The sequence below is a fragment of the Burkholderia theae genome (genome assembly GCF_048565265.1).
Lineage (GTDB): Bacteria > Pseudomonadota > Gammaproteobacteria > Burkholderiales > Burkholderiaceae > Burkholderia > Burkholderia theae.
Map to the genome: position 1 here is coordinate 2,229,437 of NZ_CP183461.1, position 16,117 is coordinate 2,245,553.

At 64.0% G+C, this 16,117-nt stretch carries 15 protein-coding genes and 1 pseudogene; 5 read left to right on the plus strand and 11 right to left on the minus strand.

Annotation, left to right across the window (positions count from 1 at the left end):
* Positions 1-158: 158 nt before the first annotated feature.
* Complete coding sequence (locus ACN22W_RS10545; RefSeq protein ID WP_343492216.1) at positions 159-638, minus strand: PaaI family thioesterase; 480 nt, start codon at positions 636-638, stop codon at positions 159-161.
* Positions 635-949: a Dabb family protein gene (locus ACN22W_RS10550; RefSeq protein WP_047900905.1), complete on the minus strand. Its 315-nt coding sequence runs from the start codon at positions 947-949 to the stop codon at positions 635-637. Before ACN22W_RS10550 ends, ACN22W_RS10545 begins: the two co-directional genes overlap by 4 nt.
* A 266-nt stretch (positions 950-1,215) precedes the next feature.
* On the opposite strand from ACN22W_RS10550, the gene ACN22W_RS10555 reads away from it, so the two are divergent.
* Entirely contained in the window at positions 1,216-1,281 is a 66-nt protein-coding gene (locus tag ACN22W_RS10555; RefSeq protein WP_419687407.1) for a hypothetical protein, read from the plus strand.
* 83 nt (positions 1,282-1,364) lie between these two features.
* Here the strand turns inward: ACN22W_RS10555 and ACN22W_RS10560 are convergent, their stop codons facing one another.
* Complete coding sequence (locus tag ACN22W_RS10560; RefSeq protein WP_419684086.1) at positions 1,365-1,727, minus strand: hypothetical protein; 363 nt, start codon at positions 1,725-1,727, stop codon at positions 1,365-1,367.
* A gap of 179 nt (positions 1,728-1,906) precedes the next feature.
* On the minus strand, positions 1,907-2,344 hold the full coding sequence (locus ACN22W_RS10565) for a hypothetical protein (protein WP_419684088.1): 438 nt from the start codon (positions 2,342-2,344) through the stop codon (positions 1,907-1,909).
* A gap of 862 nt (positions 2,345-3,206) precedes the next feature.
* Here ACN22W_RS10565 and ACN22W_RS10570 point away from each other — a divergent pair.
* Positions 3,207-3,620, plus strand: a pseudogene (locus ACN22W_RS10570) (IS66 family transposase); the annotation flags it as partial.
* Positions 3,621-3,883: 263 nt separating this feature from the next.
* On the opposite strand, the gene ACN22W_RS10575 reads toward ACN22W_RS10570, so the two are convergent.
* On the minus strand, positions 3,884-4,261 hold the full coding sequence (locus ACN22W_RS10575) for a hypothetical protein (RefSeq protein ID WP_419684090.1): 378 nt from the start codon (positions 4,259-4,261) through the stop codon (positions 3,884-3,886).
* A 483-nt stretch (positions 4,262-4,744) separates the two neighbouring features.
* Between ACN22W_RS10575 and ACN22W_RS10580 the strand changes: the two genes are divergently transcribed.
* Positions 4,745-5,038: a hypothetical protein gene (locus ACN22W_RS10580; RefSeq protein WP_419684092.1), complete on the plus strand. Its 294-nt coding sequence runs from the start codon at positions 4,745-4,747 to the stop codon at positions 5,036-5,038.
* A 188-nt stretch (positions 5,039-5,226) separates the two neighbouring features.
* Here ACN22W_RS10580 and ACN22W_RS10585 read toward each other — a convergent pair whose 3' ends face one another.
* Positions 5,227-5,451, minus strand: coding sequence for a hypothetical protein (locus tag ACN22W_RS10585; protein WP_419684094.1), 225 nt, complete (start codon positions 5,449-5,451; stop codon positions 5,227-5,229).
* Positions 5,452-6,099: 648 nt separating this feature from the next.
* Between ACN22W_RS10585 and ACN22W_RS10590 the strand changes: the two genes are divergently transcribed.
* A complete protein-coding gene (locus tag ACN22W_RS10590) occupies positions 6,100-8,244 on the plus strand; it encodes a hypothetical protein (protein ID WP_419684096.1) in 2,145 nt (714 codons plus the stop codon).
* Between the two features lie 70 nt (positions 8,245-8,314).
* Here the strand turns inward: ACN22W_RS10590 and ACN22W_RS10595 are convergent, their stop codons facing one another.
* Positions 8,315-9,328 (minus strand): zinc-dependent alcohol dehydrogenase family protein, encoded by a 1,014-nt coding sequence (locus ACN22W_RS10595; protein WP_419684098.1) that lies wholly within the window; start codon positions 9,326-9,328, stop codon positions 8,315-8,317.
* Positions 9,329-9,420: 92 nt separating this feature from the next.
* On the opposite strand from ACN22W_RS10595, the gene ACN22W_RS10600 reads away from it, so the two are divergent.
* Positions 9,421-10,338, plus strand: coding sequence for a LysR substrate-binding domain-containing protein (locus ACN22W_RS10600; RefSeq protein ID WP_419684100.1), 918 nt, complete (start codon positions 9,421-9,423; stop codon positions 10,336-10,338).
* A gap of 57 nt (positions 10,339-10,395) precedes the next feature.
* Here the strand turns inward: ACN22W_RS10600 and ACN22W_RS10605 are convergent, their stop codons facing one another.
* The 4 genes from ACN22W_RS10605 to ACN22W_RS10620 all read right to left on the minus strand — a co-directional run bounded on the left by ACN22W_RS10605 (position 10,396) and on the right by ACN22W_RS10620 (position 16,042).
* Complete coding sequence (locus tag ACN22W_RS10605) at positions 10,396-11,799, minus strand: GGDEF domain-containing protein (RefSeq protein ID WP_419684102.1); 1,404 nt, start codon at positions 11,797-11,799, stop codon at positions 10,396-10,398.
* A 261-nt stretch (positions 11,800-12,060) separates the two neighbouring features.
* Positions 12,061-13,239 (minus strand): acetyl-CoA C-acyltransferase, encoded by a 1,179-nt coding sequence (locus tag ACN22W_RS10610; protein ID WP_048248469.1) that lies wholly within the window; start codon positions 13,237-13,239, stop codon positions 12,061-12,063.
* Between the two features lie 50 nt (positions 13,240-13,289).
* Positions 13,290-13,922, minus strand: coding sequence for a bifunctional nicotinamidase/pyrazinamidase (gene pncA, locus ACN22W_RS10615; RefSeq protein ID WP_048248471.1), 633 nt, complete (start codon positions 13,920-13,922; stop codon positions 13,290-13,292).
* A 35-nt stretch (positions 13,923-13,957) separates the two neighbouring features.
* A complete protein-coding gene (locus ACN22W_RS10620; RefSeq protein WP_419684105.1) occupies positions 13,958-16,042 on the minus strand; it encodes a 3-hydroxyacyl-CoA dehydrogenase NAD-binding domain-containing protein in 2,085 nt (694 codons plus the stop codon).
* Positions 16,043-16,117 lie beyond the last annotated feature (75 nt).

Sequence of the window (16,117 nt, forward strand, 5' to 3'; positions counted from 1 at the left end):
GCGTCACATGATGCCACGCCCGCGGCGGACGGGCGGTACACGCTGCTTGCCGAAATGACGACCCTTCGGCGTTCCGTGAAACGCGTCCGGCGCGCGCATCAGCGACACCAAACAAAACGGCCCTGCCTCGGGAAAGGCAGGGCCGTGCGTCCGGGTGCTTACGCGTCGCTCGGGCCGGGCTGCGCGTCCGGCGCTGTGCGCGAGCGCTGCCGCTTGATGTCGCGGCCCACCGCGATCCGCCGCATGTACTTGAACGTACCGAGCGCCTTCGCGACGAAATTGCCGTCGCTGTCGCGCACTTCTCCTTCGCAGTAGGCCATCGTCGTCGAGCGATGCATCACGCGCCCGTATGCGCGCAACTCGCCACGACCCGGTTGCATGAAGTTCACCTTCATCTCGACCGTCACGACGCCGATGCCGTCGTCGGTCAGGCTGCGCGCGGCCATCGCGAGCGCGATGTCCGCAAGCGTCATCGTCACGCCGCCGTGCGCGATGCTCCACGTGTTCATGTGCCGCTCTTCGAGCGGCAGCACGATCTCGCTCGCACCGTCCTTCGCGGACACGAGTCGCACGCCGAGCATGTCGACGAACGGGCTTTCGATCGACGGGACGTCCGCCGGGGATGCCGCGTCGCTCATCGTGCGCTGTCGACGATGTAGTCGACGCACTCGCGCGATTCAGCCACCGCGACGACGAATTTCTTCACTTCCTGGTGAACCGGGTGCACCTGGTACGCGTCGAGCGCGGCCTTGTCCGTGAAATCGGACACGAGCACGATGTCGGAGGTCGCGTCGAGGCCGGGTGTCGCCACGCCGACATCGATCTGCAGGATGCCCGGCACGAGATCGCGGCAGCCTTCGAGCTTTTCCTTCAGCTTCAGCGCGTTCTGCGCGCGCGTCGCGCCTTCTGCCGATTCCTTCAACTTCCACATCACAATATGTCTGATCACTTCGTTCGCTCCAGTTCGTCTTGGTGCCGCGATTTTCCTAGAATTCTTGCCGACCGGGCATCCTGAGCCCTTCCACCGTTCGCTTGCGTTCGCCGGGAATCATGTCCCGCCCGGGGTAAAAGCGGGTATCGGAGCGGGCATCGTTTCAAGCCGCCGAAGGTGATACCCGCGTTTTCACCGCGCTGCTTACCGACGTCAAGATCCGACAAGCAAAGGCAGGCGACTAGCCTACCAAACTTACCGACGGCAATGGGCTGTATCTGTTGGTGATTCCGTCCGGCGCCAAGCTCTGGCGATACAAGTACAGCATTGCCGGGAAGAAGAACCTCTAGCTGCTGCTTGATCTGCTGGAACACCTTGCAGCAGACTCAGCCGTCTTTAAGAAATCGTCTCTAAGCGATCACGATAGTTCTTGCTATTGGCGAGCGCTCTTACAAACGAGCGGCTGCAAATCCTGCACCGGCCGGCGCGTCACGCCCGTGGCATCGGATTCGAGTGTGCTTACTTTCAGCCAGCATCGGACATCACTGCCGGTCAACTCAACCTCATACTGCTGGCCGGCGCCCGCTCTGAAGCTAAGCCCCCCGAGGCAGGAATTGCGAAGCGCACCTCTGTTGCCGCCGATGCCCACGTTGATAACCTGGTTCGGTGCAAAAGCAAACTCGGCAACGTTTCTGTCCAAAGGATCTTTGGAGGCCATCATTCCAACGCGCCTTGGATTTCCCTCTGAAACCGCACGTACTACATTGGCTATTACGTTGTCGTTGATGATGTTCATGCCGTTATTGCACTCGTCTTCCGGGTATAGATCGATCCACGCAGAATCGGCTCCATTAACGAAGCGCACCTTCGATGCATCGGATTGGTTCGAGAGGGCGATAGGAGGGGCAATGCTCACGCAGCTTGTGAGGCTGATCGCAGTTCCCATTATTACCGCTGTCTTTATAAACGTAGCCATCATTCTTCGGGGGTCGAGTCAGCGCTCGTCTCCACTGGGAGATACTCCACACGCACCGCCTTGCCATTCAGCACGATGCTGCTCGTGAAGAGATAGGTTTTCCCTGCCTCGACTTGCAACGTGACTTTCGGGAAAGCCGGGGCGTAGTTGTAAGAGTAGACTTTCAGTTGCACCGTATAGGTGCCCGGCGCGATCTTGATCTTGTAATAGTCGTGAAAACCACGCGACTCAAGCAAAGCGACCCCGTTCACGTCGGCGATCGCATTAAGTTGCGGCGTTAGTCCGTTAGATTTCACCGACCGATCGATTTTTAAAACGGCAACTTGATCTGGAGGGAGAGTCGCCGCCGAAGGCATCTCCAAGCTTTGGGAGGCGCAGCCCGTCAAGGCAAAGGCGATCGCAAGCCCCGAAGTCACCGAAAGTATTGTTTTTTTCATTTGCTCTGGTTTCCGCTCAATTAAACAGTGTCACCTATCCGCTGCAGGCACACGCAAAATACCCATCTTCTCGATAGCGTGCTGTAGCGTCTGTGGGATTGGTCTGAAAATCTGCAGATTTATCTCAACCGCAGATGTATGTCGAATGACCATCAGTCTTGGACTGCCCGATGCCGCTAAAACATTCGCCGCTCTCGTCTGGCACGAGATGATGGGTATAGGTTCGTTTTGAGGCCGCGTTGACCCCGCCAACCCCGCCCCCTGCGTCCCCCGATCGACAAATTGGAGCCTTGTTGTCGGCCCGGTCAGGTGCGCCGCGTCGTCACCCGCACCGTCGTCCGGCAATTCCTATGCGAAGCTCTGCCCACGCTGGCCGCGATGCGTCAGCAGATACTCGAGTTCCACCAACCGCTCAGGTTTGCGCAGGCCCGCTTTTCGCCCTTGCCCCCCGCGCCCCGCCGGCACTCATGAACGTGCCGATGCAAGCAGCAACTAGACGAATATCACGAACCCGTATATTACATATCATTACAATATATTACAGCCTCCCCCCAAAAAAATTATAACGAAACAAATACTGGCTCTTTTGACAGATCTGTAGGATGGCGGGGGGATGCGTGATTTCCGCATCGTCATCAGATTCTCGCCGGTATGCGGTCCGCTAACGACGTCCTTGTCCAAAAATCGCTTCGCTCTGATGCTACGTGTCCACGTAGACGGCTGGTATCAGAGTGCATGAGTGAGAAACGAGACCTGCGTAGCCGACTGGTCATCTGCCGAAAGCGAAATGGGCGCCGAGAATATGACGATGCTGCTCGAGACGAACTGGTACAGATCTGCCCGCAGCCCGGCGTTTCAATAGCGCGGACACGTGAGGCAGGGAAAGAGCAAGCCGTTGCTCGCGAAGTTCGAAGTGACGATCAGGGCCAAACTCGCGACGCTGTCGACGAAGTCCACGCTCGCCCAGGCGATCAACTACTCGCTCAACCACTGGGCAGCCCTCGCGTTCTACTGCGAGGACAGTCGGGCCGAGATCAGCAACGTGCTGGCCGAAAACGCCCTGCGGTGCGTCGCGGTCGGACGCAAAACTTATCTGTTCGTCGGCTCCGACAGCAGGGGCGAGCGTGCCGCTGCAATGTATAGCTTGATCGGGACGTGTAAGCTCGACGAGATCAACCTGCGTGCCTACCTGGAATACGTCCTGACCCATATCGCTGATCACAAGATCTCACGAATTGACGAATTGCTGCCCTGGAATGTGGCCGACAAGTTGTAGCCAGCCGCCCCGTCCACATCCTCAACCGGGTAGATCTGGATAGATCGTGTCCACGATCGCCGATCACGGACACGATCCCCCTGATCTACACGGACTTAACCACGCCATCGCCATCATGCCCCGCGCGCACGCGATCGGGGAAACGGCCGGGCCGAGCCGCTTACTGATCAGGTCTGAAATTACTTGGATGTGCCCTCATCAGGGCCGTGATCGACCAGTAGGGGAAGTACGCCGGTGAAATCTCGGCGCCGAAAAGCAGTCGCTCAGCTCCCGCTGAACCGTTGCTCGTAGCGAGCAACGTGCTCCGGAAATAGTTCGCCGTAGAGGGCATACGGTATGCCTAACACGGTCGCTTCGACGTACGCTGGTTCACCGTCCTCGACGTGATTCGAGTAGTCCAGGATCGCAACCCCGGCACATGGCACCAAGCCTCCTGCCGGCGTCTTTACGCTCAAGGCGAGCCCCGATTGATCGCCATGGTTCGTCTGGCAGTCGTGCTGAATTTCTCCGTACGCGTCAGCAGCGACAAATTTGCCGAACGCAACACCCATGGGCGGATCGCCCAGCTCTAGAGCGGAATATCCAACCAGAATGTCTTTGGCGTAGATTGCAAACATCATCATGTCCTCGGTCGAAGCCATCGTATCAGGCCAGTGTGGCATATCCCTTCCGGAAGCAGCCGTCGCGACAGGCAGTTCTTGGCCCATTGCGGCCAAAGCTGATCGCGCTTGCATCGGCTAGATGCAGTAGACCGTAGACTGTCGAAACAACAGCTTGCAAATCCGCGGCGTTCATATATGTCTTTTCGTGGCCTTGCATCCGCCCCATAAAAAAGCCGCCCGAGCCAGCTCGAACGGCATCCAGAATACTCAACAGAAGTCACATTCCCTTCAATATATTGACCAATCAAAATCAAAAAACAATTCTTCCAAAGAGAACAAAATCACAATATTCAAGCGATAAAACCCACTTTAACCAGCGGTTTACTTTCATACAATCAAGACCTACCATCAAAACTCCAATGTGATCCATATGCGATTTTTCGCACTCCGAATTTATTGATCGCATTGGCGCAAGCCATCCAGATATGGCACATTTTTACATCGACCACACCGGAGGCAATAATGGCTCGTATCGTTTGGGGCACCATCGACAAAAACGGATCCATTCTCAACGGCAGCGGGGATTTCACCGTCGAGAACGTCAGCTCCGGCAAATATTCGATCTCCTTCAGCCCCGGATTCTCGGCACTTCCCGGGCTTGTCGGATCTCAAAACAACTTCAACGAAACAGGACAGGCTAATTCCGACGGCGTAGCCTTCCCGTTCGTCAACAAGAATTCCTGCCAGGCCAATACCGGCAATAATTCAGGCAGCCTTCAAAACAGAAGCTTTGCATTCGTCGCGATTGGCAATTAGCAACTCATAAATCGTGCCGCACCGGCCCTTGCCGAGGATCCGCTACGAACCGGCTGGCGAATCCGTCGTAAAGATCGAGCAAGGGCCGGAGCACACGAGCGGACACATTGAACGCACCATCGACGATGCTCGAAACGGCTTCCTGGAAAAATTGTTAGCTGAAAGGCGGGCGAATCGTCTGCCCGGTACTACTCCGGCGTCGGACCAACACGGTTGGTCTTCTTGCCCGGCTTCTTCCCGCGTCCGACCTTCACCTTCCCGTTGGTCCCTCTGTTCGACGTAACGACCGTGAGCCACCCTCGCGACGCGAACGTGTGTTCGTCCGACTCGATCGGAAACGCATCATCAAGCCCCATCTTGAACGCCTTCAGCGCGATCGTCTTTTCGGCCGACAGATCGGCTCGGCTGTGCATCGTGAGGCGGCTCGACGACTCAGGCCGCCGTCGACCATAGGTTCGGTTATCGGAATCACGCTTCGAAACCGACACGGCGCTCGTCCCGGGTTGAATCGCAGGAACACGGCTTGCACGACAACCTCCTGCACGAACGCGACGATTCGTTTCCTGTCCGGAATCAATTGCCCGAATGAAACGTCATTGCCAATCATTTCATCGCTTGATAAGCGGATTCCATTACCCACTCCCATTAAATCGCATATTTTACCGATTCGACGAGTAATAATTGCGCGACGATATCAATCGAATATCATAAAATCTCGAAAACGTTATTGACTTCGACTTTCCCGCAAATTTAGAATCCCCTACGACGGCTTACGTTTCGTTTTCTCCCGCCGTACACGAACCGTCGTTCGCCCACGCGAAGGCCATCCGCATTGCCTTTCCCCGTGCGGCACCGCAGGGCGACGCCCTCTGGTATTTCAGTTTTCGGCATTTATCGGCCATTCGTTTATTTGCCGCTCAATTCGCTTGCCGCAGAAGCATCAATACCTGATTAACGCCCGGCATTCACCCACATGCCCGCGACACAAAACGAAACGGACAGAAGATCCGTTCACTCGACCATTCCGATAAAAATCGCCAGTCATCAGGAGGGACATCAACATGCATCGCCTTGCGAAGTCGCTGTGTCTCGGGTTCGTCTGCGCCGCCCTGCTCGCGGCCTGCAACGACGACGACGTCCAGTCGAGCGGCACACCGTCGAACAACGCCGCGCTGTCGTTCCGCATGGACGCCGGCGGCCAGATCAACGCGTTCTACCGGCAGGACAAGGTGGCTGCGCATCTGCTGGTGCGCTCGTCGACGAAACCGCGCCTGCTCGTGGTCTTCCCCGCCGGCAACAGCGGCACGGGGCTGTGGTTCGACGACACCGCGCAGCCGGTGAACTGGAGCCTCGACACGCCGCCGTCCACGCTGTCGGCGCCCGACACGCACGGCCGCCCGCTGTACGGCATCGGCGCCGACGTGTCGGTGGACACCAGCACGCTGACGATCCGCCAGGGCGTGCTCAGCAACGTGCGCTTCCTGCGCGACTTCAACGGCGGCGCAACGATTCCGCAGCAGATCGTCACGGCGCCGACGATCCAGGGCAACGCCGCGCAATGGCAACGCGACCGGATCGACGGCGCGCCCGGTTATGCGCTGCGCATCACGCTGCGCGACGGCGGCAGCATCGCGCCGGCCGCGGGCGGCAAGCTCGTGCTGAGCGCACCGGCCGGCTCGCGCACGCTGAGGCTGCATGTCGATGCGCTGTCGGGCGAGACGCCGCTGTTGCCGATCACGCGCGCCGAGCTGCTCGCGCCGTCCGTGAACCCCGATCCGGTGAGCCAGAACGTGCTCGAATTCCTGAGCTTCAACGACAAGCTGCTGGCCGGCTCGTGGCAATACGACACGTACTTCGGCCGCGACACGCTGATCTCGGTCCGCATGCTGATGCCCGTGCTCGCCCCCGCGGCGATCGAGGCCGGCTTGTCGTCGGTGCTGAGCCGCCTGTCGGTCGACGGCAAGGTCGCGCACGAGGAAGGGATCGGCGAATTCGCGCTGGTCGACAACCAGAAGAACGGGCGGCCGAACGATCCGACGCCGACCTACGACTACAAGATGATCGACAGCGACTACCTGCTCGCGCCGATCGCGGCCGCGTGGCTGATCGACGATACGCGTGGCCAGGCGCGCGCGGCCGCTTATCTGGCGCAGCGCGGCAGCGACGGCCAGACCAACGGCGCCCGCCTGGTCGTCAACCTGCTGCACGTCGCGACGACCGCGCAGCCGTTCGCACAGCAGCCGTCGGTCGCGAACCTGATCCACCTGCGGCCCGGCGAGATCGTCGGCAACTGGCGCGACAGCACCGACGGGCTCGGCGGCGGCGTGTACCCGTACGACGTAAACGCGGTGCTCGTGCCGGCCGCGCTGCGCGCGGCAAGCGCGTTCCTCACGCGCGGCCTGCTCGATCCGTACCTCGATGCCGGGCAGCGCGCGACGCTCGCCAACACGGCGAACCAGGCTGCCACGTGGGAAACGCAGGCGCCGCCGCTGTTCCAGGTCAGCGTGCCGGCCGCGCAGGCGGCCACCGACGTGTCGGCCTATGCGCCGTCCGCCGGTGTGCCGGCCGGCGCCGCGCCCGGGGCACCGCTGTCGTTCTACGCGCTGTCGCTCGATCAGCAGGGCAATCCGGTTCCGGTGATGAATTCCGACGGCGGCTTCGCGCTGCTGTTCGGCACGCCGCCGGACGACCAGCTCCAGCGGATCGTCACCGACGTCACGCGACCGTTCCCGGCCGGGCTCGTGACCGATGCGGGGATGTTGATCGCGAACCCGGCGTATGCGAACTCGTCGCTGTGGCCGAAGTTCACGAGCTCCGCGTATCACGGCACGGTGATCTGGTCGTGGCAGCAGGCGATGTGGGTGGCCGGGCTCGATCGCCAGCTCGCGCGCCAGGACCTGTCGGCCACGACCCGCGCGTTGCTCACGCAGGCACGGCAGACGATCTGGCAGGTGATCTCGAACGGACGCGACATGCGCACGTCGGAGATGTGGACGTGGTCCTATGTGAACGGGCAGTACCAGACCGATGCGTTCGGCACGCGCAGCGCGGACGCCACCGAAGCCAACGCGGCGCAGCTGTGGAGTACGACGTATCTCGCGATCCGCGATCCGCAGCAGCGCGCGGGCAAGTACTGGTGGCAGGCGTCGCAGCGCATGCAGGATGTGCGGCCGACAAACGCGGCGGCGGCCGTCGCGTCGCGATAGCGCCTCGCGCGCGGAAAATGCAAAAGCCCCGGGGCGCCTCGCCTCGGGGCTTCAGTGCGTACGAAACCGCTCAACGCATCCGCACGACCACCTTGCCGAACGCGCCGCGTTCGAGGTGGTCGAGCGCGGCCGGTAGCGCGTCGAACCCATACTCGCGCTCGACCACCGGCTTCAGCTTCAGCCAGTCCACCGCGCGCACGAGATCCTCGAGCGCGCGCCGGTGTGCGACGCCGATCCCCTGCACGGTCGCACGCCCCGTCAGCAGCGGATACACGGACGTCGTCAGCGCATCACCACCCAGATTGCCGATCACCGACACGCGGCCGCCCTGCACGAGCGACGACAGCGAACGCCCGAAATTGTCCGCGCCCGCGAGTTCCAGCACGTGATCGGCGCCGCGCCCGCCGGTCAGCGCGCGCACTTCGGCTGCCCAGTCCGACGTGCGCGTGCGGTTGATCCCGTCGTGCGCGCCGAGCCGTTTCGCGCGCTCGAGCTTCTCGTCGCTGCCCGACACGACGATCACGCGCGCCCCCTGCGCATGGGCGATCTGCACGGCGAACAATGCCACACCGCCCGTACCGATCACGACCACCGTATCGCCCGGCCGTGTCGTCGATGCGTCGGCAAGTGCATACCACGCGGTCAACCCTGCACAGGTGAGCGTGCTGGCCTGCGCGGCGTCGAGCGTGCGCGGCGCGGCCACCAGCGAATCGGCGCCGAGCACCACGTACTCGGACAGCATCCCCGGCCCCGGCACGCCGAGCGGCACGCTGCCGCGCGGCTGGAGGCCGTCCTGCCAACCGGTGAAGAACGTGCTGATCACCGCGTCGCCCGGCGCGAAGTCCGTCACGTCGGCCCCTGTCGCGACAACCTCGCCGCGCATGTCCGAACCGGGCACCAGCGGGAACGGCACGGCCATCCCCATCCCGTCGCGCAACACCAGCAGGTCGCGATAGTTCAGCGCGACCGCATCCACGCGCACCAGCACGTCGCGCGGGCCCGGCGTCGGAATCGGTACGGCCGCGAGTTGCAGGTGTTGACGGCCGAAAGCCGGCGATTGCCAGCGATGCATGAGTGACGACATGGCGACTCCGATAACGAAAACAGAGGAGTTGGCAGGATAATGATTCCCGCAATCGCCATGTGACGCTAATTTATCGACCTATAGTAGACAAGATGGAACCAATCTCGCACGACAGGCTGGCCGGTATCAGTGCATTCGTCGCGGCGGTCGACGCCGGCAGCTTCGCGCAGGCGGCCGCCCGGCTCGGACAGACGCGCTCGGCGGTCGGCAAGGCGATCGGCCGGCTCGAAGCGCGGCTCGGGACGCGGCTGTTCGTGCGAACCACGCGCAGTCTCGCGTTGACCGACGACGGCCACGCGTTCTACGAGCAATGCGCGCAGGCGCTGGAGGCGCTCGATGCCGCGCAGCACATGCTCGAAGCCGGCCGCGGCGAGGCAACCGGGCGGATTCGCGTGAGCGCGCCCGTCGTGTTCGGCCGCCACCACGTGACGCCGCTGCTGCTCGATCTGGCGGAGCAGCATCCGCAACTGCAGGTCGAAGGGCATTTCACCGATCGCGTGGTCGATTTTGCGGATGAAGGCATCGATCTCGCCATTCGCAGCGGCGCGCTGCCCGACAGCGATACGCTGATCGCCCGCCCGCTCGGCGTGCAATCGATGGCGGTCTGTGCGTCGCCCGCGTATCTGAGCACGCGGGGCACGCCGCGCGATACGAACGAACTCGCCGCTCATCGCTGCATCGTTTACCTGCGCGGCGGCCGCGCGAATCCGTGGACGCTGGCAGGGCCGGACGGCCGCATCGTGCAGCCCGCGCTGCACTACCGGCTCGGCTTCGACGACATCGACAGCCTGATCGCGGCCGCCATGCGCGGCGCGGGGCTGGTTCACGTGCCCGAATGGCTCGTGCGCGATGCGTTGCGCACGGGGGCGCTGGTGCGCGTGCTGGAACACGTGTCGTCGCCCGGCACGCCGATGCATGTGGTGTGGCCCGCGACGCGGTTCCTGCCGCACAAGCTGAGAGTGGCGATCGATGCGGTGCTTGCGGCGATTCCGCCGCTGCTCGCGTCGTAGGCAGCCGATTTCGACGGGCCGTGCGCGGCCCGTCCCGGCCGCTGATGCGTCAACGCGTCACCGCGACACGACCCGGTTCCGCCCTTCCCGCTTCGCCTGGTACAGCCGCTCGTCGACCACGCGCAGCAACGAGTCGACCGTGCTGCCGTCGACCCCGTATTGCGCGACGCCGACGCTGACCGTCACCTGCACGCGCTTGAAATCGAGCCCGAACGGCGAACTCGCGATCGACGAGCGCACGCGCTCGGCCGTCATGCGCGCACCTTCGAGCGGCATCTCCGGCAGCAGCGCCATGAACTCCTCGCCGCCGACCCGCGCGAGGCCGCCCGCCGGCCGGATCGCCTCGAGGCACTGGCGTACGACGCCGCGCAGCACCTCGTCGCCGATCTGGTGCCCGTACGCATCGTTGATGTTCTTGAAATTGTCGAGATCGAGCGCGAGCAGGCAAAACGGCGTGCCGTCGCGCTCGGCCCGCACCATCTCGCGCTCGACCTGCGCGATGAACTGCCGGCGGTTCGACGCGCCCGTCATCGGATCGGTCGCGGCCATGTACTCGAGCTTCTGGTTCGTGCGCCGCAGTTCCTGCAGCGCGCTCTCGGTGCGCGCCATCGATTCCGACAGCCGGCTCATCAGGTCTTCCTGGCTGTAGATCGCCGAGAACGAGCGGGTCGTCTGCAACGCCTGCACGACGCCGTAGCTGAGCAGGAAGAACCCGCCCGCGAAAATCGCGTGCGCGAGCCACCACATGTGATTCCACGGCTTGCCGAGAATGAATGCGAGCGACGACAGCGCGAACGCCATGATCGACACGCCGTAGATCACCATCAGCGGCGAGCGGATCCTCCGCGCGAGCAGCACGCCGACGTTCAGCAGCGAGAACACGAGCGCGCCGCCTTCCATCGACAGCCGCGTGCCCAGCGCGCCCGCGACCGGCGAATACGCGATGTACGCGACGGCCACGTTGACGATCACGAAGAACACGATCCACGGCAGCCACGTCCGCACGCTGGTGCGCCTGTCGAAGCGATCGGGCGGACGCGAATACGACATCAGGCCCGTGAGCAGCAGGATCGACATCACGAGCCGCGACGCGGGCCCGTACAGCAGGAACAGCCAGATATTGTGATGCGCCATCCCGGTGAACGCACCGTGCAGCGCATAGATCATCGCGAAGCCGAGAAAGCCGAGTGTAAGCCAGCGCAGCAGCGGCTCGCCGGACGACCGGTAGCACACCCACGTCACATAGGTGACGAAAGCGCCCTCGAGGGTCGCGGCCGCGATCGCGATTTCATGGAAAATGTGGCTCTCGAACACGACGTGCGGGTCGCTGAAGAACCACAGATAGGCGATCAGATACGCAGGCAGCAACGCGAATCCGACCAGCAGGCATTTCGCGTAGAGCCTCGCGGCCGCGCTGACGACGCGCGGCGGTTCCCCCCCGGCTGCATAGGTCGTACTCATTCGGTCCCCGGTCGGTCTGCTGCGTTGGTTCGAACCTTCGCGGCACGGATCGCGCAACGCACGATCCGGCCCATCGTGCCGAAAGGCAAATGTCAGAGCAAGTATAGGTGGGGCAATTTGTTTGACAAGTAAGGGGAAACGGCATTGCCGGGCGCATGCCTTTTGCTTCCCGGTCGTTCCGAATGGCGGCCTTGCCGCGCCGATTCGCGTCGCGGCCGCCTGCTTCGCCGAACCGAAGCCGCGGCCGCCACCGGTCAAAAATCAGAGGATTTCGAACAGGCCGGCCGCCCCCTGCCCGCCGCCGATGCACATCGTGACGACCACGTACTTCACGCCGCGCCGCTTGCCTTCGATCAACGCATGGCCCGTCAGGCGCGCGCCCGACACGCCGTACGGATGGCCGACCGCGATCGCGCCGCCGTTCACGTTCAGGCGATCCTCAGGAATCCCGAGCGTATCGCGGCAGTACAGCACCTGCACCGCGAACGCCTCGTTCAGTTCCCACAAGCCGATGTCGTCGACCTTCAGCCCCGCCTGCTTCAGCAGCTTGGGCACCGCGAACACGGGGCCGATGCCCATCTCGTCCGGCTCGCAGCCGGCCACCGCGAAGCCGCGGAACACGCCCAGCGGCTGCAGCCCTTCGCGCTGCGCGACCTCGGCGTTCATCACGACGCAGGCCGACGCGCCGTCCGAGAACTGGCTCGCGTTGCCGGCGGTGATCACGCCGCCCGGTACGGCCGAACGGATCTTCGACACGCCTTCGAGCGTCGTGTCCGGGCGAATGCCTTCGTCGGCCGAGACCGTTACTTCCTTCGTGAACAGGCGGCCCGTCGCCTTGTCGGCGATACCCGCGAGCACGGTGATCGGCACGATCTCGTCACGAAAGAGACCGGCTTCCTGGGCGGCCGCGGCGCGCAGCTGCGACTGCACGCCGTACTCGTCCTGCCGTTCCTTCGCGATCCCGTAGCGCTTCGCGACGTTCTCGGCCGTCTGCAGCATGTTCCAGTAGATCTCGGGCTTGTGCTCGACGAGCCAGCCTTCCTGGATCATGTGCCGGTTCATCTCGTTCTGCACGCACGAGATCGATTCGACGCCGCCCGCGACATACACGTCGCCTTCGCCCGCGATGATCCGCTGCGCGGCGAGCGCGATGGTCTGCAGCCCCGACGAGCAGAAACGGTTCACCGTCATCCCCGGCACGGTGACGGGCAGCCCCGCGCGCAGCGCGATCTGCCGCGCGATGTTGGCGCCGGTCGCGCCTTCGGGGTTCGCGCAGCCCATGATCACGTCCTCGACGCGCGCGGGATCGAGCTTCGCGCGTTCGAGCGCGGCCGCGACCACGTGGCCGCCGAGCGTCGCCCCATGCGTCATGTTGAATGCGCCGCGCCAGGATTTCGCCAGCGGCGTGCGTGCGGTCGATACGATTACGGCTTCGGTCATGCGAGTCTCCTTCGGTCCTGCTTCATGTCCTGAATCGGATGGGGAATGCGCTACGCCGCCGGGCGCGCGCCCGCGGACGTCGCATGCGCGACGCCCGCTGCCTGCATCTGCTGCCATGCGTGCGCGAGCGACCCGTTCAGGTCGATGGCGCGGCACGCATCGTTGATCACCGCGGCTTCGAAACCGGCCGCGCGCGCATCGAGCGCCGACCACGCGACGCAATAGTCGGTCGCGAGCCCGCAGCACCACACGCGCTTCGCGCCGAGTTCGCGCAGATAGCCCGCGAGCCCCGTGCGTGTCGTGCGGTCGGCCTCGACGAACGCGGAATAACTGTCGACCTGCGCGTCGCCGCCCTTGCGGATCACGAGCCGCGCCTGCGGGATGTCGAGGTCGCGATGCAGCGCCGCGCCGTCGGTGTCCCGCACGCAGTGCACGGGCCACAGCACCTGCTCGCCGTACGGCAGCGCGAGCGTGGAGAACGGTTCGCGGCCCGGATGGTTCGCCGCGAACGACACGTGGTCGCGCGGGTGCCAGTCCTGCGTCAGCACGACCTGGTCGAAGCGTCGCGCGAGCGCGTTGATCACCGGCACGACCGCGTCGCCGTCCGGCACCGCGAGCGCGCCGCCCGGCATGAAGTCGTATTGCACGTCGATCACGAGCAACACGTCGTCGGTGCGTTTCATTGCGTTTCTCCTTGCAGCGCCGCCATGCGGCATCGTCAGCCGTTGAACCCGCGGCCGGCCTTCGCAAGCTCGGCGATCGACGGCGCGAGCTGCCACGCGTCGCCGTTCGGCGCGGCCGCGTAGCGGCGAATCGCGCGCTCGACGTTGTACAGGCCGACCACGTCCGCGTACAGCATCGGGCCGCCGCGCCACAACGGGAAGCCATAACCGGTCAGATAGACCATGTCGATGTCGGACGCCTTCGATGCGATCTTCTCTTCAAGGATCTTCGCGCCTTCGTTGACGAGCGCGAACACCAGCCGCTCGACGATCTCGTCGTCGCCAATCTTGCGCCGCTCGACGCCGCGCTCCTTCGAATACGCGACGACCATCTCGTCGACGAGCGACGACGGTTTCGCCTTGCGCTCGCCCGGCACGTAGTCGTACCAGCCGGCGCCCGTCTTCTGGCCGAAGCGGCCCTGCTCGCACAGGCGGTCGGCGATCTTCGAATACTGCAGATCGGGCTTCTCGACGTAACGACGCTTGCGGATCGCCCAGCCGATGTCGTTGCCGGCGAGGTCGCTCATCCGGAACGGCCCCATCGCGAAACCGAACTTCTCGATCGCGCGATCGACCTGCGCGGGCAGCGCGCCTTCCTCGAGCATGAAGAGTGCCTGGCGGATGTACTGCTCAATCATCCGGTTGCCGATGAAGCCGTCGCACACGCCCGACACGACCGCCGTCTTGCGGATCTTCTTCGCCACCGCCATCACGGTCGCGAGCACGTCCTTCGCGGTCTGCGCGCCGCGCACGACCTCGAGCAGCTTCATCACGTTCGCCGGGCTGAAGAAGTGCATGCCGACGACGTCCTGCGGACGCTTCGTGAACGCCGCGATCTTGTCGACGTCGAGCGTCGACGTGTTGGACGCGAGGATCGCGCCCGGCTTCGCGACTTCGTCGAGTTTGCGGAACACCTGTTCCTTCACGCCGAGTTCCTCGAACACGGCCTCGACGATCAGGTCCGCCTCCTTCAGGTCGTCGTAGGACAGCGTCGGCGTGATCAGCGCCATGCGCGCGTCGAGCTTCTCCTGCGTGAGCTTGCCCTTCTTCACCTGCGCGTCGTAGTTCTTGCGGATCGTCGCGACACCGCGCTCGAGCGCTTCCTGTTTCGTCTCGAGCAGCGTGACGGGCAAGCCCGCGTTGACGAAGTTCATCGCGATCCCGCCGCCCATCGTGCCCGCGCCGATCACGCCGACACGGCGGATCTCGCGCAGCGGCGTATCGGCCGGCACGTCGGGAATCTTGCTCGCCGCGCGCTCGCCGAAGAACGCATGGCGCAGCGCGCGGCTTTCCGGCGTCATCATCAGCGCGACGAAACCTTCGCGCTCGGCGACGCTGCCCTTGTCGAAGCCGTTCAGCACGCCGGCCTCGATCGCATCGATGCACTTGTGCGGCGCGGGGAAATTCGGCGCGGCGGCCTGCGCGGAATTGCGCGCGAACTGGATGAAGCCCGCGGCGTTCGCGTGGACGATCTTGCGATCGCGCACGCGCGGATGCGGCCCCTTCTGTGCGCCGACCTTGCGTGCGAACGCGACGGCCGCGTCGAGCAGGTCGCCGTCGGCCATGTCGTCGAACAGCCCGCTCTTCGCCAGCTGTTCCGACGGCACGGGCGCGCCCGACACGATCATGTTCAGCGCGGTTTCGAGCCCCACCGCGCGCGGCAGACGCTGCGTGCCGCCCGCGCCCGGCAGCAGGCCGAGCTTCACTTCGGGCAGCGCGACCTGCGCGCCGGGCGCCGCGACGCGATAGTGCGCACCGAGCGCGAGCTCGAGGCCGCCGCCCATCACAACGCTGTGCAGCGCCGCGACGACAGGCTTCGCGCTCGCCTCCACCGCGCGGATCACGGTGTGCAGCGTCGGCTCCTGCAGCGCCTTCGGCGTGCTGAATTCGGTGATGTCGGCACCGCCCGAGAACGCGCGGCCGGCACCCGTCAGCACGATCGCCGTGACCGACGGATCCTGCGCGGCGCGCTCGAGCGCGTCCATGATGCCGAGCCGGGTCGACAGGCCGAGCCCGTTGACGGGCGGATTGTTGAGCGTAAGGACGGCCACGCCGTCGCGAGTCGAGTAATCCACTGCCATCTGCCTGCCTCCATGCATCGCGCGCCGGGGTGGCTGCGCTTCATTGTGCGCGGTCGAACAGCCGCATGTCCGGAT

Excerpts from the sequence above, each read along its gene's own strand:
- ACN22W_RS10580 (WP_419684092.1), top strand. The coding sequence starts at position 4,745 with ATGGCTCGTATCGTTTGGGGCACCATCGACAAAAACGGATCCATTCTC.
- ACN22W_RS10600 (WP_419684100.1), top strand. The coding sequence starts at position 9,421 with ATGGAACCAATCTCGCACGACAGGCTGGCCGGTATCAGTGCATTCGTC.
- ACN22W_RS10610 (WP_048248469.1), bottom strand. The coding sequence starts at position 13,239 with ATGACCGAAGCCGTAATCGTATCGACCGCACGCACGCCGCTGGCGAAA.
- ACN22W_RS10595 (WP_419684098.1), bottom strand. The coding sequence starts at position 9,328 with ATGTCGTCACTCATGCATCGCTGGCAATCGCCGGCTTTCGGCCGTCAA.
- pncA (WP_048248471.1), bottom strand. The coding sequence starts at position 13,922 with ATGAAACGCACCGACGACGTGTTGCTCGTGATCGACGTGCAATACGAC.
- ACN22W_RS10545 (WP_343492216.1), bottom strand. The coding sequence starts at position 638 with ATGAGCGACGCGGCATCCCCGGCGGACGTCCCGTCGATCGAAAGCCCG.
- ACN22W_RS10605 (WP_419684102.1), bottom strand. The coding sequence starts at position 11,799 with ATGAGTACGACCTATGCAGCCGGGGGGGAACCGCCGCGCGTCGTCAGC.
- ACN22W_RS10575 (WP_419684090.1), bottom strand. The coding sequence starts at position 4,261 with ATGGCTTCGACCGAGGACATGATGATGTTTGCAATCTACGCCAAAGAC.
- ACN22W_RS10560 (WP_419684086.1), bottom strand. The coding sequence starts at position 1,727 with ATGAACATCATCAACGACAACGTAATAGCCAATGTAGTACGTGCGGTT.
- ACN22W_RS10590 (WP_419684096.1), top strand. The coding sequence starts at position 6,100 with ATGCATCGCCTTGCGAAGTCGCTGTGTCTCGGGTTCGTCTGCGCCGCC.
- ACN22W_RS10565 (WP_419684088.1), bottom strand. The coding sequence starts at position 2,344 with ATGAAAAAAACAATACTTTCGGTGACTTCGGGGCTTGCGATCGCCTTT.
- ACN22W_RS10620 (WP_419684105.1), bottom strand. The coding sequence starts at position 16,042 with ATGGCAGTGGATTACTCGACTCGCGACGGCGTGGCCGTCCTTACGCTC.
- ACN22W_RS10585 (WP_419684094.1), bottom strand. The coding sequence starts at position 5,451 with ATGCACAGCCGAGCCGATCTGTCGGCCGAAAAGACGATCGCGCTGAAG.